Raw genomic sequence first — 15,563 nt, forward strand, 5'->3', positions numbered from 1 at the left:
CTCCCACAGTTGATCTGCGTAGATCACAAAACTCCCTGTGGGAGCGGGCTTGCTCGCGAAGGCGCCGGTCCCGGCGACTGAGATTCAACGGACCAGATCAAACACTCCCGCTGCGCTTCCAGCTCAAATACTGCGTCACCAGTTGCGTGCCCAATTCCCCAGGCCGCGCATCCAGCACCGGCACCCCATGGGCGCTTAAGCGCTCATGCAGTTCGGCCCGGGCGTTCAGGTAATCCACCGTGCCGCAATAGGCCAGCGCCTCGGGCAAGGTCTGCACCGGAGCTTGTCGCAGGTTGTCGAGCACCTCTTCGCGCAGGCTGGCGACCAGCACCCGATGCTGCTTGCTCAAGCGTTTGACGGCCGTGAGCAGTTCTTCATCGTCTTCGTCCCGCAGGTTGGTCATCAGCACCACCAGCGCCCGGCGTTTCTGGCGGGCAAGCAGTTCGGTGATGGCCGCTTGGTAGTCGGCGCTGCGCTGGCTGCTGTTCAGATCGTAGACAGTGTTGAGCAGGACATTGAGTTGCCCGCTGCCTTTGACCGGGGCGAGGTAGCGCGGTTGTTCGCTGGCGAATGTGCTCAAGCCCACCGCATCACCCTGGCGCAGCGCGACATAACTGAGCAGCAGGCAGGCGTTAAGTGCGTGATCGAAATGCGCCAGTTCACCGTCCTGGCTGCGCATGCGGCGCCCGCAGTCGAGCATGAAGATGATCTGCTGGTCGCGTTCGTCCTGGTACTCCCGGGCAATCGGTGTGCGTTGGCGGGCAGTGGCTTTCCAGTCGATTTGCCGCAGGCTGTCGCCCTCGCGAAATTCGCGCAACTGATGAAACTCCAGCCCCTGGCCACGGCGCTGGCGCTGGCGTACGCCGAGTTGGCTGAGCCAGTTATCCACAGCCAGCAGTTGGCCGCCGTAGAGGTGGGCGAAATCGGGATAGACCCGCGTGTGGTCCGCCACATTGAGCAAGCGCTTGTCGGACCACAGGCCCATCGGCCCCGGCAGATTGATTTCGCAGTGTTCGAAACTGAAATGACCGCGCTTGAGCGGGCGCAGGCGATAGTCGATCAGGCTGCGCTGGCCAGGCTGCAATTGCACGGACATTGGCAGGTGCTCGAAGCTCAGGCCGTCCGGTACGTGGTCGAAGAGTTGCAGGTCCAGTGGCTGCGCAAAATCATGTTCGAGCTCCAGTCGCACCTCACTCCAGCGTCCCAGCGCCAGACTGCCCGGCATCTGCCGCAGCAGACGAGGCGAGGGCAGGCGCTTGAGGCGCACCGCATCGAGCAGTGCCAGGGCCAGCAGGGCCAAAAGCAGGCCCCAGTTGATCCGCGACAGGTACGCAGGCAACCCGAACTCCAGCGCCTGCAAGGTACCCAGCACGATGCCGATGGCCAGCAGCAGCGCAAGCCACAGCAACAGCAGGCGAGTCGGTTTCACAGGCGCGGTGCCGGTACTTGATCGAGCAACTGGCGCAGCACGTGATCCACGTCCAACCCTTCGATATCCAGCTCCGGCGCGATACGCACGCGATGACGCAGGACCGCCAGCGCGCAGTTTTTAATGTCATCGGGAATCACGAACTCGCCACCGCGCAACAAGGCCCGTGCCCTGGCGCAACGCACCAACGCAATCGAGGCCCGCGGCCCGGCACCAAGGGTCAGGCCGGGCCAGCTGCGGGTGGTGCGAGCCAGGCGCACGGCGTAATCGAGCACTTGATCATCCAGCGGCAGGTCACTGGCGATCCGTTGCAGGGCCAGCACATCCCTGGCCTGCAAGACCGTGCGCAGCGGCTGCACATCGAGCATGTCGGCGCGGGTCGAGCGGCTGACCTGGCGCACCATGTCCAGCTCCTGCCCGGCGTCGGGGTAGTCCATGCGCACCTTGAGCATGAAGCGATCCAGCTCGGCTTCCGGCAGCGGGTAGGTGCCTTCCTGTTCGATCGGGTTTTGCGTGGCCAGGACCATGAACGGTTGAGCGATGGGCAGTGCGCGGCCTTCGAGGGTGACCTGCCGTTCCTGCATGGCTTCGAGCAGCGCGGCCTGGGTCTTCGCCGGGGCCCGGTTGATTTCGTCGGCCAGCAACAGGTTGGTGAACAGCGGCCCCTTGCGCAGTTTGAATTGCTCGGTCTGCAGGTCGTACACCGCGTGCCCGGTGACGTCGCTCGGCATCAGGTCCGGGGTGAACTGGATGCGTGCGAATTCACCGCCGAAGCAGCGTGCCAGCGCCCGCACCAGCAAGGTCTTGCCCAGACCGGGCACGCCTTCGAGCAACACGTGGCCCCCGGCAATCAATGCACTGAGGACATCGTCGATGACGCTGTCCTGGCCGATCACGGCCTTTTGCAGTTCGGCGCGTATCGCCTGGGCCAACTGGCTGGCGCGTTGTCGTTGCTGCATGGCGTGACCTGCGGTATCGGGCTCTTTCGGGTCCGTCATAGGGCGTTCCTCAAGGTTTGCAATTGGGCGACCTGCCGACTGAATTCGGCGCTGGATAGCCGTTGCTTCGGTCGCGGGCTCATGGCCTGGCTGATGGCGCGTGTGGGTTGCCGGGTCAGGCGGGACAGCACCAGCCATTGATCGGCGACGACCAGTTGGTCGTACCCGGGATGACGATGGCGAACCCGGCGCAGGATGTCCTGCTGCAAAGCGTGCAGCAGGCTGTGCTGACCGTTGCGCCGTAACATGAAGTCGGCACTGGCGCGCACATGTTCCAGCAGTTGCCGCCGAGCTTTCGGTGCCGGCGCCTGCAATGGCCCATGGCGCATACCGGCATGCCACAGACCCAGGCCGATCAGGGCGATCAGGGCCACCAGCGCCTGGGGGAAATAACGCAGCAACAAGGCCCACAAGCTGTCGTGATCGGTGGTGTACATCAGCGTCACATGGGTGTCGGCCGTCAAATACCAGAGCAGCCAGGCGTTGTCGTACTCGGCGATGGCCGGGGTTTTCCACAGATCGGCGTCGGTCACCACGATGATCGAGCCGAGCCCGTGGTTGAGCTGCATCATGTGCGTGGCCTTGGCGCTGTTGGCCCAGGCCTGGGCGAGGTTGTTCGGGTCTTCGAGGTGGAAGGCGGTATCGAAGCCGGCATAGGCCGGCGCGTCTTCGTTTTCCAGGTACAGCTTGGTCAATTTCGGGTAGGGGTCGGCGCCGTTGCCATTGCCCTTATCGTTGTCGGGCGGTGGATCCTTGAGGTGCTTGCTCAAGGATTGATGCAACTGGACCCGGTCGAGCAGCAGGTCGTTGCTGTGCCCTGCCTTTTCGTCCCACAGCGATTGAGCGACGAACAGAAGACGCCCGCCGGCCCGGGTCCAGTTCATGACTTGATCAATCTGCCGGGGCGTCATGTTGTAGCGGTCCCCGAGCAATAGCAGGCTGTTCCGACGAGGCTCCAGGCTTGGCAGGATGTCGAGACTGTTGGCATGGCTAACGGTCAGGCCCTGCTGGCGCAGGAAGTGTTCGGCCGCTAGGTAGGGATTGGCTCGGGCTTCGGGCGAGGGGCCGTGATCGATATCATCCGTGTAGGGAATTGCCTTGACGTACAGATAGACGGCCAGCGCACCCAGCAGCACGGCGATCAGGATCCCGAGCATCAAAGGCCAGGCGCGCCGGTTCAACGGCTTGTCCCCGGACCGAACAAGGCACGCCAGCCGTCACACAATTGCTGTCTTGAATCTGTCGGCGGCGAGCGGTGCCCATAAGCCATGTTTTGCCAGTGCAGCGTCAGGGTACGGCTGTAGTCCAGCAGGGCCGGTTGCTGCAGTTGCTTGATGCGTTCAAGCACCTGGCCTTCGGTATCGGCGGCCTTGAGCACCAGGTTGAAGTCGTTCAGCAAGTGACTGAGCAGGGCGCGATAGAGCAAGCCGAGCGCTTCCCGAGGCTGGGTTTGCCAGAGGTTTTCGGCGCTGGCGGCAATGTCGGCGGGCAAGGTTTCGCGGTTGAGGTCCAGGCCGAAGGCTTGTTGCGGCATCGTTGGCCGGGCTTTCTTGCCAGGAAGTGGGCGACGACTGACGAAAGTCTGCAGCCAGTCGCGGTAACGCCAGAGCAGCAGGCCGATGGCAACGATCACCGCGCTCCACAAAAAGGTTTCGATCAGCGCGGCCACTGTGCCGAAGCGCTGGCTGCCAAACAGTTCGAACAATGGCTTGAGCCACGCCGGGGTCTGGCCATCGTCCGGAGATTCGGCGCTGGCCTTGTCTTCACCGAAGCGATAGCGGGTAACCGACTCCAGGTTCTTGAAGGGTGGTTGTTCGAGGATCTTCTGGATGCTGGCCCGGGATGCCTGGCTGGTCAGTGGTTGCTCCAGCAGACGCGGGCTATCGGGCGAAGGGACCGACTCTGCCGCCCACACACCTTGACTGGCGGGCATCAGCAGAATTACGGCGAGTAACAGTCCAGCGGCGCTGCTCAAACGCTGACGCAGGCGGCGGAACACCAGTTCGATGTCCCAGGCTTCCAGCACGGTGCGTCGGTTCAGGTAAAGGCTGAATCCGCAGGCGACGTAAATCGGCTCCCACACCACCAGCACCAGGGCATAAAAGGCATTGGTCAGATGCTCCAGCCAGCGCCAGTCCTGGGTCGCGGCAGTGATCAGCGATTGCCAGCTCCAGTCCACGGCCACCTGTTGCGGCAGGAGCAGGTAGAACAGCACCGTCAGGCCGATCCACAGCGCGGTTTCCAGATGCACACCAATCACTGTCAGCCATCGCGCCGCGTTGGCGTCGCGCTGTAACAACACTTGCAGGCGCTGTTGTCGCGCTTCACCGCCAAGGCCTTCGAGCTGCACCACTGGCAGCAGGAAGCTGCGACTCAAGCTCAAGCGACGCCAGGTCAGGCTGGCCAGCAGTTGCGGCTTGAGCAGTCGTGGCCATTGCTGAAGGGCCTGCTTCAGCGTGGGTGTTTCACCGAACATGGCCTTGGACAGGATGTACAGCGGCAGGCGCTCGAACGCCGGTTTCAACCACCAGAAAATGAACACCGCCAGGGACGGCGACTCCCAGAACAGCCAGGTCAACAGGGCAAAGACCGGCAGCGTCACCACGGCCCAACTGGTCATGAGCAGGCGTCGATGGCGCTGGCTCAGCAATACCCCCAGGTCCATGGCTTCCCAGGTCGGGCGCGGGCGGATCACCACACTGGCATCACTCAGGCGCATGGCGGACCCGTCCGGCAAACAGCAGATAGCCTGCGACTAACAGCCAAAGCCCAGCGCCGACCAGGTATTTGGTCAGGGGTGCGGGCGTGGTCATCGACGACCAGTAGGCTTCGATAAACGCTGCAATCAGCAGAAACAGCATGGCCCCGCAAATCAGCAACACACTCTTGCGTGCCGCCAGGCGCAAGGCCTCGGCACGGGGCAGGCGCCCCGGTGCGATCAACGCCCAGCCCAGTTGCAGGCCCGCCGCTCCGGCCAGGGCAATGGCGGTCAGTTCGAAGGCGCCATGACCGATGACGAAAGACCAGAAGGTCTGCCCGTAGCCGATCTGCGTCAGGTGTCCGGCCACCGTGCCGATGATCAAACCGTTGAAGAACAGGAAAAATGCGCTGCCCAGGCCGAACAGCAACCCGCTGGCGAAGGTCTGAAAGGCGATCCCGATGTTATGCATGATGTAGTAGCCGAACATCACCCAGTCTTCGCTGGCGGCGCGATCCGCCGAACGCCCGAGGTGCCCGGCCTCGGGGTCGTACATGCTTTGCATGTCGCTGACCTGCTCGGCCGGCATCAGGTTGTAGACCAGATCCGGGAACAGGTAAACCAACAGGGCAAAGCCGATCAGGCTGCCGAAAAACATCAGGCTGGCGGCCAGCACAAAACGCCACTGTTCGCGCACCAGGCGCGGGAAACCGGCGAGGATGAACGCCAGCACATTGGCACCCAGTCGACTGCGATGGCGGTACAGCTGCTGATGCCCGCGCAGCACTTGTTGCTGCAGGGAGTCGATCAGGAAACTGCTGTAGCCGCGCTCCCGGGCCAGGGCCAGGTGTTGGCAGATACGCCGATAGTCGCCGGGGAAATGGTCCATTCCAGTGGCGTTCCTGTTGCGCTCCATCCTGTCCAGCAGGTCGTTGAACTGCTCCCATTCGGCCATGTGCCGATGTTCGAAAAGACTTTGCTTCATGCCGGACCCAACAGCCCGCGGGCGATGCCATTGAGTTCGGTGGCAGCCTGCGGCGCAGGAACCTGTAGGGGCTGGGCGAGGATGGCTGCCAGTTCATGGACCCTGGCATCGGAGAGTTCGGCCTGGCGTTCGGCGAACCCGAGGATGGCGCGCTGTTCGGCCAGTGTCAGGGTAAAGGCGGGATGGCGCGGTTGGGCGGGCGGCAGTTGCGGGCGGGTGAGTGGCTGCTCGCGGTAGATCACCAGCGTGCCGGCGGCAATGTCGCCCAGGCGCTGGAAGCCAGGAGTCTGCAGGCAACTGATGGCGCCGAGAAAGTAACCGAACGGCAGCAGGTCGACAAAGCGCAACAGGTTACGCAACAGCGATGCGGACCAGCCAATGGGCGTGCCGTCATCCTGCACCACCCGCAGGCCCATCCATTGCTTGCCCGGTGAGCGGCCCTGGTTGAGGACTTCGAACAACACCATGTACCACCAGCTCACGGCGAAGATCAGCAGTGAACCCAGCCCCATGCCCAGTTTGCCGAGCATCGAAAGCACAACGAACAGCAGGCCGAGGATCAAGCCGCGCAGTGCCAGGTCGATGGAGAACGCCAGCGCACGAACCATCAGCCCGGCCGGGCGCAATGGCAAATCGATACCTTCCGGCGTTTCGATCTGATACCGCGTATCCAGCGGCGGGGACAGCGTTGCTTTCCGTGGCAGTGCTGCAGTCTCGAGCATGGGCAACCTGATGATGTGGCCTGATCGGGAGGGTCTCGTCTTCTCGATGCTAGCAGCCTTGCCGGTGAAAATGTTGCCGACGGCTGGGGCAGAAACGAATGAGCACCAACATTGCTGGCCGAAGCAGGACTTGAACGCCTAGACTTCGCCGATCTCCGGTTAAGGAAACGCCTGTGACCTCCATCTTCTGGTACGACTACGAAACGACGGGCATCAATCCCCGTTGCGACCGCCCCCTGCAAATGGCGGGGCTGCGTACTGACTTTGATCTCAATGAAATCGACGAACCGGTCAATCTCTATTGCCGGCCGAGCGACGACATCCTGCCGCACCCGGCAGCCTGCGCCATTACTGGCATTACCCCCGGGCAATTGTCTGAACAAGGCTTGAGCGAAGCCGACTTCATGACCCGGGTGCATGCCCAACTGGCGGCGCCCGGCACCTGTGGCGCGGGCTATAACACCTTGCGTTTCGACGACGAGATGACCCGCTACAGCCTGTACCGCAACTTTTTCGACCCTTACGCGCGGGAGTGGCAGGGCGGCAACAGTCGCTGGGACCTGATCGATGTGGTGCGTGCTGCCTACGCCTTGCGTCCGGACGGCATCGTCTGGCCGACGGACGACGAAGGGCGGGTGACCCTCAAGCTCGAACGCCTGACCGCCGCGAACGCTATCGATCACGGCAATGCTCACGAGGCGCTGTCGGACGTTCGCGCCACCATCGCCCTCGCGCGCTTGATCCGGGAAAAGCAACCGAAGCTGTACGACTTTCTGTTTCAGCTACGCAGTAAACAAAAGGTGCTGGATCAGATTCGCCTGCTTAAACCGATGGTGCACGTGTCCGGGCGTTTTTCCGCAGCTCGCGGCTACATCGGGGTGGTACTGCCCCTGGCCTGGCACCCGCGCAACAAGAACGCATTGATAGTCTGCGATCTGCACCTGGACCCCCAGGGATTGCTGGATCTGGATGCCGACACCCTGCGCCAGCGCCTGTACACCCGGCGCGAGGATTTGGCCGAGGGCGAGTTGCCGGTGCCGCTCAAGCTCATTCATATCAATAAATGCCCGGTGGTGGCGCCCCTGGGTGTTCTGCGCCCGGAAGATCAACAGCGCCTCGGGCTGGATATGGCGTTGTATCAGCAGCGCGCACAGCGACTGAGTGACGCGCAGAAAGTTTGGCAGGATAAAGTCCTGGGGATTTATGCCGGCGAGGAATTTGCTCCAAGCCAGGACCCGGAACAACAGTTGTATGACGGTTTCATTGGCGACCGTGATCGAAGGCTATGTGAACAAGTGCGAACGGCCGATCCGATTCAATTGGCGCAACAGCAATGGCCTTTCGATGATGAACGCTTGCCGGAATTATTGTTTCGATATCGCGCACGTAACTTTACCGACACCTTGAGTTTTGAAGAGCAAGAGCGTTGGCGAATGTTCTGTCAGAATCGTTTGTCCGCCCCGGAATGGGGCGCACCCAATACCCTGGAAAGTTTCACGCAGGCCGCAGCCCAATGGGCTCTTACAGCGACGCCTTTTCAGCAAGAGGTGCTGGATCAATGGCAGCACTATGTTCAGGAATTGCGCAAACGCTTGAATCTTTGATTTCGAAAACGAGCAGTGCTGAATTCAAGGCATAAAAAAACGCCAGCGTAATGCTGGCGTTATTTTTTGTCGCAGATCTGTCTGCGACAAGTGCCGCAGCTTAGCCCAGCAGGGTAGCCCAGCCTTCAACCACGTCACCGCCCCACTTGGCTTTCCACTCTTTCAGAGTCTTGTGGTTGCCGCCTTTGGTTTCAATGACTTCGCCGTTGTGCGGGTTTTTGTATTGTTTAACTTTGCGAGCACGTTTGGTGCCGGTAGTTTTTACTGCGCCACCGCGTGGAGCCTTGGTTTTGGATTCCGGATCCAGCAAAGCAATGATGTCGCGCAGGGACTTGGAGTATTCGCCCATCAGGGTGCGCAGTTTGCCTTCGAATTCCAGCTCGGTTTGCAGTTTGTCGTCTTGGGACAGGTTCTTCAAACGGGCTTGCAGCTCTTTGATAGCTTCTTCGGTGGCACGATATTCGTTGATCAAGGACATGATTACTACCTTACGTAGAAATAGGAGGGCAGGGAGACAGTGCCGCAATAATAGTCAGGGTATTTCATCAAGTAAACATTAAACCGATGTTTATTTAACTTAAAAACGATGAGTTCATCCGCATTGGATGAGCAATTAAAAGTTCGAAGCAGCCACGCCGGATATTCACAGTTGAATGTGTATGGAGGCTAAACAACACTGCCAGGACAGGGCATCCGGGGATGCGGGCAACAACCTCGCCAGCGACCGCTCGGGCAAGACACAACGTGATCAATACTGCGGTTTTGCTGCGTTGTCGCTAGAATGGCCGCCTTTGCGAAGTTCTGGAGTTTCCCCCTCATGCGTACATATCGGCTGGTGATTTCTTGCCCGGACCGCGTCGGCATCGTTGCTAAAGTCAGTAACTTTCTGGCGTCCCATAACGGCTGGATCACTGAAGCGAGCCATCACTCGGACAATCAGAGTGGCTGGTTCTTCATGCGTCACGAAATTCGTGCCGACTCGCTGCCGTTCGGTATCGAGGCCCTGCGTGAAGCGTTCGCGCCGATTGCCGAAGAGTTTTCGATGGACTGGCGCATCACCGATACCGCGCAGAAAAAACGCGTGGTGCTGATGGCAAGTCGCGAATCCCACTGCCTGGCCGACCTTTTGCACCGCTGGCACAGCGACGAGCTGGACTGTGAAATCGCCTGCGTGATTTCCAACCACGACGACTTGCGCAGCATGGTCGAATGGCACGGCATCCCGTACTACCACGTTCCGGTCAATCCACAGGACAAGGAGCCGGCCTTCGCCGAAGTTTCGCGCCTGGTTAAACAGCATGATGCGGAAGTGGTCGTACTGGCGCGCTACATGCAGATTCTGCCGCCTGAGTTGTGCAGCGAATATGCCCACAAGGTCATCAACATCCACCACAGCTTCCTGCCGTCCTTCGTCGGCGCCAAACCGTACCACCAGGCGTCCATGCGTGGCGTGAAGCTGATTGGTGCGACCTGCCACTACGTCACCGAAGAGCTGGACGCCGGTCCGATCATCGAGCAGGACGTGGTCCGTGTCAGCCACAGCGACAGCATCGAAGACATGGTGCGTTTCGGTCGCGACGTCGAGAAGATGGTGCTGGCCCGCGGCCTGCGTTATCACCTGGAAGACCGGGTGCTGGTGCACGGCAACAAAACCGTGGTGTTCTGATTCCGTCAGGTTACGGTTGAAAATCGAAGGGCCTGGGCGTTCAATCGCTGCAGGCCCTTCGCCGTTTCTGCACCGCCGTTTCTTAATAGGGGACATCACCATGGCCGATCCACTGGACAAAGCCACTTCCAAGGCACCCGCGACATTGGGGGAAGGCTGCTTGAGTCGTTATGACCCGGATGACATGAGCCCGGAGGATGGCACCGAGTTTCCGGGAGCGGCCGAGTTGTGGGAGCAGTTGCAGCAAGAGTCCGACGATAAAGAAGAATCGGCCTGAAAAGATCGCAGCCTTCGGCAGCTCCTGCATGGGAACGCGATACCTGTAGGAGCTGCCGAAGGCTGCGATCTTTTAAGCTTGTTTGAGTTTCATCAGCTTCTTGAGCAGCGGCCGGCCCAGCATCAATAGAAACACCGGTCCACCCACCAGCAGATAGAAATAGTAGGTCACCGCCCGCCAGATCAGGATTGCCGCGGCCGCCGTGGACTTGCCCACCATGGGCGCCAGCAACGCCGCCGATGTCAGTTCCGCCGCCCCGGCGCCTCCCGGCAGCAGGCTGAATTGCCCCGCGCTCAATGACAGCATCTGGATCAGAAAACTCCAGGCCCACTGCAAATCTGCGCCCAGCCCGCGCAATGCCAGGTACAGCACGCTGTAGCGCAGGATCCAGTGCAGGCAGGTCAGGGCAAACACCGTGATCAAAGTCTGAAAGGGTAACTTGAGGGTGTCGGTAAATGCCGCCAGAAAGTGCAGGAGCTTTCGTGCCCAGCGTATGCGAGTGGTGGACTGGACGTTCAAGCGAACGAGCAATCGCCCGCCCAGGCGAATCACCAGGCGATGGTAGCGCGCCACCGCAATGCAACAGATCAGGCCGCCAAACATCGAGATCGCACTGACGATCAGCAGCCACTCCATTCGCTGGCTGAGGTGCTGGAAGAGCGCATAAATCAGGATTGCGCTCAACGCACAGAGAAAAAACAACAGATCGCTCAACTGATCCATGGCGAACACCGCACTGCCTCTGGCCGGACGAACGCCGTTGCGCGCCAGCAGTGCCATGATCGTCAGGGGGCCGCCGCTGCCGCCGGGGGTCGCGCAATAGGCGAACTCGGCGGCCATCACCACGCCGAGGCTTTTGACCGGGCTGATCTTTTCCCGTTGATCCCCCAGCAACAGACGCAGGCGCAGGGTGTTGATCAGCCAGCACAGCAGGATCATGCCGAACATCACCAGCAACCAGCTCAATGGAAAACCATTCAGCCGCGACCAGGTTTCGCTGCCGCCCAACAGCCAGGGAATCAGCACGGCGGCGAGCAGGCCGACTAGCAGCACGATCGCGCGGTTCATGCGGCGCGCTCCAGCGGTTCGTTTTGTCGTGCCAGCCAGCACGCCTTGGTCAGCGGCATCCGCCCTTCGTCAAGCAGGCGCTGCAGGGTGTTCAGCCAATAAGTCCGGGAGAACTCATGGCGCAAGTCCACCGGATGGATACCCAGCCGAATGACCGGAGACTGGCGCCAACGCTGTTCGAGTCGGTCGCTGACCAGCTTCGACAAACCCCGCCGCCAGGCACTGCGCGCGCTCCAGACCAGCCCGGGGGCGTCGACCGGACTGAAGTCGGGAAGGCGATACAAATGTTGTGCATCGCTGGTGTAGGTCAGGGGAAGTTGGCGCAGCGCCTGGCGCGTGCCTTCGCTCATCAGCCAGGCAGGTGCGACAAAGCCCTGGAGCGGCCAGTGGTAGCGGCGGAACAGTTCGATGCCGGCCCGCAACCGGGCGAGGGCGTGTTCCCGGGACAACGCGTAAAACTCTCCTTCGTGGGTATAGACCCGGCGCATGAACCAGTCCCGTGGGCTAATCGCCATGGGTTCATCATCGCAATGAAAGTAGCCATGCAATGCCAGCTCGTCACCGCGGTCGAGACGCCCGGCAAGCATGCGGCGAAATTCAGGATGGGCCTGCAGGTCGTTATGGTGGTGAAAGTCCGGCACCACCAGCCAGGTCATCGGCACGGCACCGAGAGCGTCGACTGCTTCGACGAAAGGCTGGTAATCGGCCCAGGTTTGCGGTGCGACATCGTGCAGCACCAGTAGCAGGCTGGGCGAGGGCATGGGCTCAACCATTGGCCGCTCGGGGCCACTGGCTGCCGAGTACGGCGTGATAGTGGCCGAGCAAGCTGTTGACCACGGTATCCCAGGCGTAATGCTGCTCGACATGGCGTCGCGCTTGCTGGCCGAGGGCTGCGCTGCCCTGGCTGAACAGCTCGCGTATGGCGTTGGCCATGGCCAATGGATTGTTCGGGGGGCAAAGCAAACCACATCGATCGTTGATGATTTCCTTGAATGCGCCGGCGGCCACGGCCACCACCGGGATGCCGCAGGCCATGGCTTCGAGAATCACCAGGCCAAAGGTTTCCTGATCGCCGGCATGCAGCAAGGCATCGGCACTGGCCATCAGGCGGGCGATTTGTTCGGCCGGACAGAAATCGTCGATGACAGTCACGTTGTCCGGCACGGTCGTCGGCATCGACGAGCCCACCAGCAGCAAGTGGTAGCGCCGGCCCAGGCGCCTCATGCAGTCGAGCAGGACCGGCAGGTTTTTCTCCTTGGAACCGCGCCCGGCAAAGATCAGCAAACGAGTATTTTCGTCCAGGCCCAGCTCGGCTCGCAGGCCAGGGTCGCGCGCGTCGGGATGAAACATTTGCAGATCGACGCCCAAAGGTTGCACGAAAACGTTCCTGACCCCGAGGCCCTTGAGTTTGTCCGCCATGACCCGGCTGGGCGCCAGTACGCGGTCGAAGTTGCCGTAGAGTTTGCTGACATAAGCCTCGACATTGGGTGTGACCCAGTGGCCCATGCGGTTGCTGACCAGCAGTGGCAGGTCGGAGTGATAAAAGCCGATCACTGGCACATCCAGCTGCCGCCGCGCATCCAGGGCTGCCCAGGCCGTGAGGTACGGGTCGCCGACCTCGATCAGATCCGGTTGCAAGTCGTGCAGGACATTTCGCCAGGGCGCGAGGCGAAGCGGAAATCGATAACCCTTGCCGAAGGGCAGGGCAGGTGCCGGAACGCTGTAGATACCATCCTGTTCGCTGAAATAAGCCCCAGGGATCAGCAAACTGTGGCGAGTGCCCGGCCTTGTGCAGAGACGATGATGTTTGGCATCCAGGTAAGTACGCACGCCACCGCTGGCAGGGGCGTAGAACATGGTTATGTCAGCGATATGCACGATGAACATCCCTCCGGTCAGGTCTCCCTTGGTTGACCTTATTGAAGAATAGATGTTCGGTTGGGGTTTTGCGGGAGGGGTGTCAGTGGGTGTTTGTGGTGCATTGGACACCGCAATCGCGAGCAGGCTCGCTCCCACTTTGGTTCTTCGATGAACACATTATTTGTGAACAACAGAGATCAAATGTGGGAGCGAGCCTGCTCGCGAAGGGGCCGGTTCAGACGCTAGATGCGAAAACTGCCTACCAATTGTTTCAACCGCGCCGCCTGCTGCTCAAGATCGGCACAGGCCCGCAATGTCGACTGCAGGTTCTCCACCCCTTCCTGGTTCAACGTATTGATTTCGCTGATGTCGACGTTGATCGACTCCACGACGGCTGTTTGCTCCTCGGTCGCCGTGGCCACGGATTGGTTCATGCCGTCGATTTCGCCGATGCGCCGGGTCACGCTGCTCAGGCGTTCGCCGGCCAGGTTGGCGATTTCCACGCTGTCCTGACTGTGGCGCTGGCTGTCGCTCATGGTGCTGACGGATTCCCGGGCGCCCACCTGCAACTCCTCGATCATGGTCTGCACTTGCTGCGCCGACTCCTGGGTGCGGTGTGCCAGGTTGCGCACCTCATCGGCCACCACGGCAAACCCGCGCCCGGCTTCGCCTGCCCGTGCCGCTTCAATGGCCGCGTTGAGCGCCAGCAGATTGGTTTGCTGGGAGATGCTGGTGATGACTTCGAGGATCTGCCCGATGTTCACGGTCTTGCTGTTGAGGGATTCGATGTTGCTGCTCGAAGCGCTGAGCATGGTCGACAGCTGATTCATCGCGGCAATGCTGCGGTCCACCACATGCTGGCCATCTTCGGCCAGGTTCCGGGCGTCGCTGGCCTGGTTGGATGCCTGCGCGGCATTGCGGGCGATTTCCTGTGCGGCAGCGCCAAGCTGATTGATCGCCGCTGCGACGCTGCTGGTGCGCGAAGCCTGTTGGTCCGAGTTGTACATCGAGGAGTTCGAGGCGGCCACCACGCGCAGTGCCACTTCGTTGACTTGCCCGGTGGCCGAGCACACCTCGCGGATCGAGCCGTGAATACGCTCGACGAAACGGTTGAAGGCAGTGCCGAGCAGGCCGAACTCATCGTGGTTCACAATGGTCAGGCGCTTGGTCAGGTCACCCTCGCCGTCGGCAATGTCGGCCATGGCCTGGGTCATGACGTGCAGAGGCTGGATCAGGATACGGATCAGCATGCCCAGCAGGGCGATGATGATCACGACGGAAATGACCGTTGCAACGAATGCCGAAGTCCGGAACTCGCTCAACATCGAGAAGGCTTTTTCCTTGTCGACGGACAAGCCGATGTACCAGTTGACCGATGGCAGGCCTTTGACTGGCGTGAAGGTCACGATGCGGGTTTTGCCGTCGACTTCGACTTCGACTTCACTGAAGTCGCGGCTGATGCGTGGCGTGTTTTGCGGGTAAGCCTCGCTGAGGGATTTCATCACCAGCGCCTTGTCCGGGTGGACCAGGATTTTGCCATCGGCGCTGACCAGAAAGGCGTAGCCCATGCCGTTGAAGTCGCGAGCGCTGAGGGTGTCGATCAGGGTTTGCAGGCTCAGGTCACCGCCGACCACGCCGACGCTTTTTCCGCCGATTTTGGAGGCAGTGGCCAGGGAAATGATGGTTTGACCGGTCGCCGCATCGATATAGGGTTCGGTCAGGGTCGAGGTGCTGCTGTTTTCCGCACCCTTGTACCAGGGGCGGACACGGGGGTCGAAACCGTCGGGCATTTTCGCGTCCGGGCGAATGGTGAAGTGCCCGGTCGCGTCACCCAGGTAGGACGCCATGAATGTCGAGGTCAGTGCTTTCTGTTCAAGTAGCGCGGAAACGCTGGCCTGGTCGGGGTTGGTGGCAATGTTCTGCGCGAGGTTTTCGATCAGCAGAATTCGGCCGGCCAGCCAGGTCTGAATATTGTTGGCGGTGACGTCGCCCATCTCGTTGAGGTAGTTGCCCAGGTTTTCGCGGATGGCGTTGCGCTGTAGATAGTCGTTGTACAGGGTGAACGAGGCGAAGGTGGCGATGACGATGAGCGCGGCGGCAAGCAGGATTTTGTGGCTGAAACGCAGATTTTTATTCATGGCTTGAGGTTCCGCTAAAGTCTAAATGCCCATCGCGTGCTTTTATAAAGGGACGCCGATGGACAAGGTTGAAAGCATGTGGGATTTCCATCGCTCCTTAAGGGAAATGTCCGACCAG

At 60.8% G+C, this 15,563-nt stretch carries 14 protein-coding genes and 1 pseudogene; 3 read left to right on the top strand and 12 right to left on the bottom strand.

Going from position 1 to position 15,563, the window contains the following annotated elements; genetic code table 11:
- Positions 1–97: 97 nt before the first annotated feature.
- Genes ABTV29_RS05720 through ABTV29_RS05745 form a run of 6 tightly spaced genes read right to left on the bottom strand, consistent with a single transcriptional unit; the run spans position 98 to position 6,832 of the window.
- On the bottom strand, positions 98–1,429 hold the full coding sequence (locus ABTV29_RS05720) for a DUF58 domain-containing protein (RefSeq protein WP_433769213.1): 1,332 nt from the start codon (positions 1,427–1,429) through the stop codon (positions 98–100).
- Positions 1,426–2,427: an AAA family ATPase gene (locus ABTV29_RS05725; protein WP_433769214.1), complete on the bottom strand. Its 1,002-nt coding sequence runs from the start codon at positions 2,425–2,427 to the stop codon at positions 1,426–1,428. Before ABTV29_RS05725 ends, ABTV29_RS05720 begins: the two co-directional genes overlap by 4 nt.
- The gene (locus ABTV29_RS05730) at positions 2,424–3,608 is read right to left on the bottom strand and encodes a DUF4350 domain-containing protein (RefSeq protein WP_433769215.1); all 1,185 of its coding nucleotides are present in this window, start codon (positions 3,606–3,608) and stop codon (positions 2,424–2,426) included. Before ABTV29_RS05730 ends, ABTV29_RS05725 begins: the two co-directional genes overlap by 4 nt.
- On the bottom strand, positions 3,605–5,146 hold the full coding sequence (locus tag ABTV29_RS05735; RefSeq protein WP_433769216.1) for a DUF4129 domain-containing protein: 1,542 nt from the start codon (positions 5,144–5,146) through the stop codon (positions 3,605–3,607). Before ABTV29_RS05735 ends, ABTV29_RS05730 begins: the two co-directional genes overlap by 4 nt.
- Positions 5,133–6,110 carry a stage II sporulation protein M gene (locus ABTV29_RS05740; RefSeq protein WP_433769217.1) on the bottom strand — a complete coding sequence of 326 codons (978 nt, stop codon included), beginning with the start codon at positions 6,108–6,110 and terminating at the stop codon, positions 5,133–5,135. The genes ABTV29_RS05735 and ABTV29_RS05740 overlap by 14 nt, the downstream gene beginning before the upstream one ends.
- Complete coding sequence (locus ABTV29_RS05745; RefSeq protein WP_433769218.1) at positions 6,107–6,832, bottom strand: RDD family protein; 726 nt, start codon at positions 6,830–6,832, stop codon at positions 6,107–6,109. The genes ABTV29_RS05740 and ABTV29_RS05745 overlap by 4 nt, the downstream gene beginning before the upstream one ends.
- 173 nt (positions 6,833–7,005) lie before the next feature.
- On the opposite strand from ABTV29_RS05745, the gene sbcB reads away from it, so the two are divergent.
- Complete coding sequence (gene sbcB / locus ABTV29_RS05750; protein ID WP_433769219.1) at positions 7,006–8,436, top strand: exodeoxyribonuclease I; 1,431 nt, start codon at positions 7,006–7,008, stop codon at positions 8,434–8,436.
- A gap of 100 nt (positions 8,437–8,536) precedes the next feature.
- Here sbcB and mvaT read toward each other — a convergent pair whose 3' ends face one another.
- Complete coding sequence (gene mvaT / locus ABTV29_RS05755; protein WP_007933316.1) at positions 8,537–8,914, bottom strand: histone-like nucleoid-structuring protein MvaT; 378 nt, start codon at positions 8,912–8,914, stop codon at positions 8,537–8,539.
- A gap of 339 nt (positions 8,915–9,253) precedes the next feature.
- Here mvaT and purU point away from each other — a divergent pair, with 339 nt between their 5' ends.
- Both purU and ABTV29_RS05765 read left to right on the top strand, forming a co-directional pair.
- Positions 9,254–10,102 carry a formyltetrahydrofolate deformylase gene (gene purU, locus ABTV29_RS05760; RefSeq protein ID WP_433769220.1) on the top strand — a complete coding sequence of 283 codons (849 nt, stop codon included), beginning with the start codon at positions 9,254–9,256 and terminating at the stop codon, positions 10,100–10,102.
- A 100-nt stretch (positions 10,103–10,202) separates the two neighbouring features.
- Entirely contained in the window at positions 10,203–10,379 is a 177-nt protein-coding gene (locus tag ABTV29_RS05765) for a hypothetical protein (protein WP_433769221.1), read from the top strand.
- Between the two features lie 72 nt (positions 10,380–10,451).
- Here ABTV29_RS05765 and ABTV29_RS05770 read toward each other — a convergent pair whose 3' ends face one another.
- The 5 genes and pseudogenes from ABTV29_RS05770 to ABTV29_RS05790 form a co-directional block, all read right to left on the bottom strand.
- The gene (locus ABTV29_RS05770) at positions 10,452–11,447 is read right to left on the bottom strand and encodes a lysylphosphatidylglycerol synthase transmembrane domain-containing protein (RefSeq protein WP_433769222.1); all 996 of its coding nucleotides are present in this window, start codon (positions 11,445–11,447) and stop codon (positions 10,452–10,454) included.
- Positions 11,444–12,220, bottom strand: a complete 777-nt coding sequence (locus ABTV29_RS05775; RefSeq protein WP_433769223.1) for a DUF2334 domain-containing protein — start codon at positions 12,218–12,220, stop codon at positions 11,444–11,446. The genes ABTV29_RS05770 and ABTV29_RS05775 overlap by 4 nt, the downstream gene beginning before the upstream one ends.
- Positions 12,213–13,334 (bottom strand): glycosyltransferase family 4 protein, encoded by a 1,122-nt coding sequence (locus ABTV29_RS05780; protein WP_433769224.1) that lies wholly within the window; start codon positions 13,332–13,334, stop codon positions 12,213–12,215. The genes ABTV29_RS05775 and ABTV29_RS05780 overlap by 8 nt, the downstream gene beginning before the upstream one ends.
- Positions 13,335–13,549: 215 nt before the next feature.
- A complete protein-coding gene (locus ABTV29_RS05785) occupies positions 13,550–14,314 on the bottom strand; it encodes a methyl-accepting chemotaxis protein (RefSeq protein WP_433771759.1) in 765 nt (254 codons plus the stop codon).
- Positions 14,315–14,455: 141 nt separating this feature from the next.
- Positions 14,456–15,445: pseudogene (locus tag ABTV29_RS05790) on the bottom strand (PDC sensor domain-containing protein); the annotation flags it as partial.
- Positions 15,446–15,563 lie beyond the last annotated feature (118 nt).

Origin of the sequence: Pseudomonas putida (assembly GCF_050989985.1) — a bacterium.
Lineage (GTDB): Bacteria > Pseudomonadota > Gammaproteobacteria > Pseudomonadales > Pseudomonadaceae > Aquipseudomonas > Aquipseudomonas putida_AI.